7 protein-coding genes are annotated in these 6,577 nt (G+C 51.9%); 4 read left to right on the forward strand and 3 right to left on the reverse strand.

From position 1 onward, the window contains the following. The 3 genes from QNK41_RS10690 to QNK41_RS10700 form a co-directional block, all read left to right on the forward strand. Window positions 1–234 (forward strand): hypothetical protein (locus tag QNK41_RS10690; protein ID WP_319256568.1); only part of this gene is annotated, 234 nt, incomplete at its 5' end. Between the two features lie 907 nt (window positions 235–1,141). Continuing rightward, window positions 1,142–2,194, forward strand: coding sequence for a selenide, water dikinase SelD (selD, locus tag QNK41_RS10695; RefSeq protein WP_319256570.1), 1,053 nt, complete (start codon window positions 1,142–1,144; stop codon window positions 2,192–2,194). Between the two features lie 7 nt (window positions 2,195–2,201). Next, on the forward strand, window positions 2,202–2,978 hold the full coding sequence (locus QNK41_RS10700; protein WP_319256572.1) for a sulfite exporter TauE/SafE family protein: 777 nt from the start codon (window positions 2,202–2,204) through the stop codon (window positions 2,976–2,978). A 351-nt stretch (window positions 2,979–3,329) separates the two neighbouring features. Here the strand turns inward: QNK41_RS10700 and QNK41_RS10705 are convergent, their stop codons facing one another. Next, window positions 3,330–3,857: a thermonuclease family protein gene (locus tag QNK41_RS10705; protein WP_319256574.1), complete on the reverse strand. Its 528-nt coding sequence runs from the start codon at window positions 3,855–3,857 to the stop codon at window positions 3,330–3,332. A 546-nt stretch (window positions 3,858–4,403) separates the two neighbouring features. Here QNK41_RS10705 and QNK41_RS10710 point away from each other — a divergent pair. Further along, window positions 4,404–5,423, forward strand: a complete 1,020-nt coding sequence (locus tag QNK41_RS10710; RefSeq protein WP_319256576.1) for a guanosine monophosphate reductase — start codon at window positions 4,404–4,406, stop codon at window positions 5,421–5,423. A gap of 252 nt (window positions 5,424–5,675) precedes the next feature. Here QNK41_RS10710 and QNK41_RS10715 read toward each other — a convergent pair whose 3' ends face one another. Both QNK41_RS10715 and QNK41_RS10720 read right to left on the reverse strand, forming a co-directional pair. Beyond that, a complete protein-coding gene (locus QNK41_RS10715; protein WP_319256578.1) occupies window positions 5,676–6,125 on the reverse strand; it encodes a DMT family transporter in 450 nt (149 codons plus the stop codon). 58 nt (window positions 6,126–6,183) lie between these two features. Beyond that, window positions 6,184–6,577: cupin domain-containing protein (locus QNK41_RS10720; RefSeq protein WP_319256579.1), on the reverse strand; the 394-nt coding region annotated here is incomplete at its 5' end.

Here is a 6,577-nt window from a genome sequence, read left to right on the forward strand (position 1 = left end):
AGAACACTAACTATCGTTGTAGGGTTAAAAGGTCGGATAATCAAGCTGGAAGGTCGCGAGTTCGCGTCTCGTCGCTCCCGCCACAATGGGATAGGGGATCTACAAGAAACTGCAGGTCCCTTTTTTATGCCCCCATTTTCCCAACCGATAAAATCGATTTCCAACCCGATTCCAACCGTTACCGGTGCCTCGGTCAATTTTTTCATTGCCGGAAAAATCAGTATTATTTGGTGAGGTAGCCATGATCCTCCTCGACCAGCAACCCCAGCCTGGCAGCATCTGGTACGGCCGTGGCGACCTATTAAGAAACCAGCCCCACTTAAAATAAAAAGGCAAGCCATCTTTCAGACTTGCCTTCTCAACTGGGTGGTTTCCCGTTGTGCAGTTTTTCCGATGAGATGCACTTACACTCGAGAAACCTAATCCGACTGACTCCGAAAACCCTCTTTTTAAAATTATTACCTTCATGTCCGCATTCTCTGTAGTATGAAGGTTCTTCTATTGGCGTTGTGGTTAGGAGTTCTTCGGATCTTAACTTGTATCAAAGCAAAACACTTGCCAAGAACTAGTAAAAAGAAAATATAAAAAGAATACGATGGGTTAAGCTCATAGATATGTTTTACTATCGAATACTATTGTGAAATTAATTCAACAGGAAGAAGTAATTTTTTCATATCCCAGAAACGAACCCGGGTTGATTCTCAGTTCAACATCCCCAAATTATCACCCCCGACCCTCGACAACCTGAAAATTGATGCCGCGGTCCATCGAACCCTCCCCACGGCCCCGATGAGCGGGATCTCTACTTCGCTCCGACAAGCCGCGGGGAATGTTCTGCGCGGGTAAAGAGATCCGGCCGATCAGCGGGTATTGAGGGGCTTGAAGTTGCATAACGGTCAGGCAGGTCTTATCCTGTAAATGGAACCCTTTTAAGTTGGGGAGCCAACTGCAACATGATACCATCCATAGATCCTCCTACGGGGCAGGCCTGACACCGGGCCTGCCCTTCCTTTTTGACACACGATTATCGCCAAAGACTCGATGCCATGACAGATTGCAATCTAATCTTTAAATGTTGTATTATTGAAAAATTGTATTGGAATGACTTAAAAAATAGAAGTTATCTATAGAGAGGTGAAATATGACATTCTTCAAGAAAAAATCACTGACAGGTTTGGCCAGGACTTGCGGTTGAGCTGCTAAAATCGGTCCGACGGCTCTGTCGGACGCACTCGAGGGGCTTGCTCCGCCAACCGACCCCAATCTTCTGGTTGGCATCGAAACCGCCGACGATGCAGCAGTCTACAAGCTCTCTGAAGAGATCGCCATGATCAGTACGGTTGATTTCATAACGCCACCGGTTGACGATCCTTACTGGTTCGGGCAGATATCCGCTGCTAATTCCATTTCCGATGTCTACTCCATGGGAGGAAAACCCCTTACCGCCTTGAATGTGGTGATGTTTCCGTCAAAGCATCTTGATATGGGGATGTTGCGCGATATCTTGCGCGGCGGCCACGACAAGGTCGTTGAAGCCGGTGCCTGTCTGGTTGGTGGGCATACGGTTGACGATGAAGAGCCCAAATACGGTTTGTGTGTCAATGGCGTGGTACATCCGGATCGTGTGATCACCAACGCCGGATCAGAACCCGGTGATGCCCTTATTTTGACGAAACCGCTTGGTTCTGGGGTTTTGTTGAATGCGGTGCGCTCAGGTAAATTTTCTTTCAAGGAACTTGAGCGGGAGGTGCTGCCATCCATGGCTGCCTTGAACGGCGCGGCCATAGAAACGGCGCTGAAATTTGATCTGCATGCCTGTACCGATATTACCGGGTTCGGCATTCTTGGCCACCTGCTGGAGGTTGCGCATGGCAGTGGTGCCAAGGTTGTCGTTAAATTTAAAGACCTTCCTTTTTATCCAGGCGCTTTCGATATGTACAGAAAGGGTGAAACAACCGGCAGCAACCGGGCAAACCGGCAGATGGTCAACGAGCACAACCTTGAAATGCGGGTGATTCTCGACAAGGACGAAGAAGAGTTGCTCTACGACCCCCAGACCTCTGGCGGGCTTTTACTGTCGCTTCCAGATTCCCAGGCAGATGCGCTGATAGCGGCGCTCAATCACGCCGGCGTTCCCGTAGCTGTAAAGATCGGCACCACTATTGATGGTGACACAGGAATCGCCGTGGAATAAAACCTATATGGAGATCTATCTTTTTATCGGTTGCATCGGCATTTTTACTGGCTTTATATCCGGACTTCTTGGCATTGGAGGAGGAATCATGATGGCTCCGCTTCTGCTTTATGTGCCGCCGCTAATCGGTTTGGAGCCTTTATCAATGCGGATCGTGGCTGGGTTAACCATCGTTATGGGACTCTTAGGTTGTCTCTCGGGAGGGTTAACCCACCGCAAGTTTGCTTTCATGTCTGATAAACTGTCCGCTTACATGGGGGCAAGTATTTTTATTGCAGCTCTGGCGGGTGGTGCGTCAGCCCGATTCGTGTCAAACGAGACGCTTCTTTTTATTTTTGCATGCCTGGCCTTTGTTGCGGCGATTTTGATGGTTGCTCCGATAAAAAATGATATAGAACGCCCGAACGCGAATGACCTTGAGTTCTGCAAGACACGGGCGCTGACTGCTGCCACAGGTGTCGGTCTTCTCGGTGGCTTAGTCGGACAAGGCGGCTCTTTTATCTTGATTCCCTTGATGACGACTTATGTCAAGGTTCCAACCCGAATCGCAATCGGCAGTAATCTGGCCATCGTTTTTCTCTCGTCACTTGCCGCATTTATCGGTAAAGCAATAACTGGACAGATCGAATGGATTCTGGCAATCTCAATCGTTTTAACGGTGCTTCCGGCTGCATCGGTGGGCGGACATGTCAGTCGCAAGGTGCCGGTGAAACGCTTGAGGAAGCTGCTTGCCGTGGTTATCGGCCTGGCCGCGATAAGAATGTGGGGTTCATTGCTGTTTTGAAGCGATCCGCATCAAAAAAAAATATCTCAAGACCATATGATCGTAACCTTAAATTTGATCGCCCTGTTTACCTGGGCGGACAAACATGCCCTTGTTATTTTTGCTCCGACTGGCTGATTCTTACTATAATGTATCTCAAAAATAAGGATCAGGGTTCAGGGCAAGGCATGCAGCGGCGAGACAAGCGCAGCATACAGGTAGTATGTGAGCATTTTGAGTCGTTTCATAACGCCGCCATGGGCACTTGGACTATTTTTGAGATACGTTCTAATAAACCAACCGTCAGCCGGTTGCATGTCCACCGGAAAAAGCGGTATGAGTGGATTGCCTCAAGGCGGGTTTACAAGGGTGTCATTCCTTGCTTTGCCGCTTTCTGAACTCCCACGGCGGCACCACATTATAATCCGACCAGATGCCCAGCTTAAGCGATCTGGCTTGAGATTCTATCTCTTTCCAATTGGGGCATTCTTCGGCCTTGCACCCATTAGGATTCACCCATGCATAGCCATTGGCCACCATCGCGGCGTTGACGCTCGACTCCTTGCCTTCGCGGATAACGACGGCAAAAGCCTGGTTGAGCCGGTCGGTCTCCATGACTTTAAATTCCACGGGATGCTCAAGAACCAACCGCCTTAAAAAACGTGTGGCGGCTACATTGCCATCTTGTCCAGATTCCGGTGCATCGATTCCATAGAGCCTGAGCGTGACCGTTTTGCCCTGAACATCGACATTGAGCGTATCTCCATCGTACACCCTGATAACTGTTGCCGGGGTGGCATATGCGAAATTAGGGATGCTTATCAGGATGATTAAAACCGCTGCAATTCTTCGCATCATTATTTTGGCTCTGTGCGATTGCATTGTTTTGCTTACACTCATGACCGTTTCCAGCATTCAATCAATATACAGATTGACACGATCAAATACAATCATGCACTTAATATATCGACATTTTGACAGAACACTTGAATGATATGGTTTCCCACACCTGCTTCGACTGAATCTTTGCTGAACCGTGATAGCGAGCACATTCCCCGCCGCTTGTCGAAGCAAAGCGGAGATCCCGCCACCGGGGTTGGCGCGAAGCAAAAATCCCGCTCATCGGGGTCGGAGCGAACCAGAGATACCGAGCACCGGTGCGGCGGGGTCAGCGAGCGAACTGGAGATCGATTTTCATCATGATCGTTGAGATACCATTTCAGAAAAATGACATCCGCATTAACCCACCGTTGCATAAAAACAGGTAGCAGGATAAGGTTGGAAAGAATCATGGTCAGGCGTAAATGGAATACAAAAAACTATAATATACAGAGGGTTGCTTTCTATTAAAAAACCAGTGTCCGAAATTTACCCCAAGGACGCGCCACCATTATCGAATGTTTTTTCTACGGGCCTGTGAACCGGCCCCCAGTTGAGGACCCTATAATGACCGATGCCATTACCTACGACGATGTCCTGCTCGTTCCGTCCTACAATCATTGGGAATCTCGCAAGATCGTGGATATTTCCATGATCGACAAGACCGGCAAACTGAGTATGAAGCTTCCGGTGATGACCGCGAACATGGATACCGTCACCGAAACCGCCATGGCCGATTTTATCGGCGCCAAGGGGGGGATCGGCGTAATGCACCGGTTCATGTCCATCGAGGACAATATCGAGATGTTTAAATCCTGTGCCCACCCCACCTTTGTATCACTTGGCTGCTCCTCCGGTGATATGGCACGGGCCGAGGCCCTTCGCGATGCCGGTGCGGATTTGTTCTGTATCGATGTCGCCCATGCACACGCCCGTTATGTGGGTAAAACCCTTAAAAAAGTCCGGGCCATGCTGGGCAAGGAAGCCTGCATCATGGCCGGCAATGTGGCCACCTATGCCGGCGCCGATTATCTGGCGTCCCTCAGTGCCGATATCATCAAGGTCGGCATCGGTGGCGGCGCGGTGTGCACGACACGCATCAAGACCGGGTTTGGCGTGCCCAACCTCACCGCGATACGCAACTCAGCCCGGGTGGACCGCTCCGTTGTGGCGGACGGCGGCATTCGATCGCCCGGTGATATGGTCAAAGCACTGGCCTTTGGGGCCGACTTTGTGATGATTGGCAGCATGCTGGCCGGAACGCGGCCCACGCCGGGGCCGGTGGTTAAACGAAAAAGTGAACATGGCCAGGAGGTGCTGGTCAAATCATATCGTGGCATGGCCAGCAGTGAGGTCCAGGACGACTATCACGGTGGAATGGCCGGGTGGAAAACGGCAGAGGGGGTTTCGGTCGATGTTCCATACCGGGAGAACGAAGAGGCGGTCATTGCCGATATCATCGGTGGTCTGCGTTCGGGGTTGACCTATGGCGGTGCCGACACGATTCGTGAATTGCAGCGCAAACTGGATTATATCCAGATCACACCGGCCAGTCGCCATGAAAGTCTTCCCCACCGGATGCTATGAGTTCAAATCGGGGAACCCTCCCCGCGGCTTGTCGGAGCGAAGTAGAGATCCCGCTCATCGGAGCCGCGGGAGGGCTCAATCCTTGACTCCAGGTGAGTCCATCCTTATTTTATGGTCATACCGGAGCAACGCAATGGACACCCAGTTGTCCAGCCAGTCACACCCCGTGGTCGGCCCCGTCGCACTACCCCTTGCTCCGGTTCCACTTTTCTGACCGACGGCGATCAACCCCTCCCATTCCGGCTTTGCTTCTCAGCTGGTCTTTTGAATCAGGTAGAGACTGACCATCAGCCCCGCACACCCCAGCAGGCGGAATCCGTTGACCGGGTGTCGCAGCAGGCCGAAAACGCCGAAGTGATCCAGAATGACCGAGACGATAAGCTGACCGACGATGGTGGCCACCAGCGTGTTGGCGATGCCGATGCGTGGTGCCAGCATCAAGATGGTGGTCACGAAAATGACCCCGTAGATGCCGCCGGTGTAATAAAACGCCGGGGTGGATTTGAGTTGCGCAACCGATGGCAGCGGCGGGTTAAGCGCCACAAGCAGGAGAATAAGAAAGAGGATGGCCCCGAAAAAAGAGATGAATGTGGCTTGAAGCGGGTGGTTGAGGCTTTTGCCCAGGTAGGCGTTAATCGAACCCTGGACAGGCAGCAGGCCGCCCACACATAGGGCCAGTACCAGAAATACAATATTTTTCATGTCTTCCCCTTTGGCGCCGCAAGTGAACCGCGATGCTGAAAACCATTTCAGGTGGCCTTCAGGCCACTTCATCGTCCCGATGGACGGTTTCCGGCGAAAAGGCGGGCAGACAGACGGCGATGTACTCGGCACCTTCCGGTTCCGGCGTGCTATAGCGCACCCACCCGCCAGCATGGGTGATGACCGCCTCGCCGGCCCGGATGTCCAGCGTGCCGTCTTCCGATTCCACCCGGAGCCGCCCCTTGAGGACCACGGTATATTCGTCGAACGCAGGTCGCTGCCCGGGTTCCTGCCATCCGGGTGGAGAGATCATGCGGGCGACGCTGACCGCACCGGTGCCTGAATTGACCTGCCCGATATATTCTTCGATGCGTTTGGGCCGGGTGCCAACCGCTTCGATGATGCTCGGGCCGTTGATTTTTGTGGGCATGGTTATCCTTTCAGGATTCAGA

The organism is Desulfosarcina sp. (assembly GCF_033791525.1).
Taxonomy (GTDB): domain Bacteria; phylum Desulfobacterota; class Desulfobacteria; order Desulfobacterales; family Desulfosarcinaceae; genus Desulfosarcina.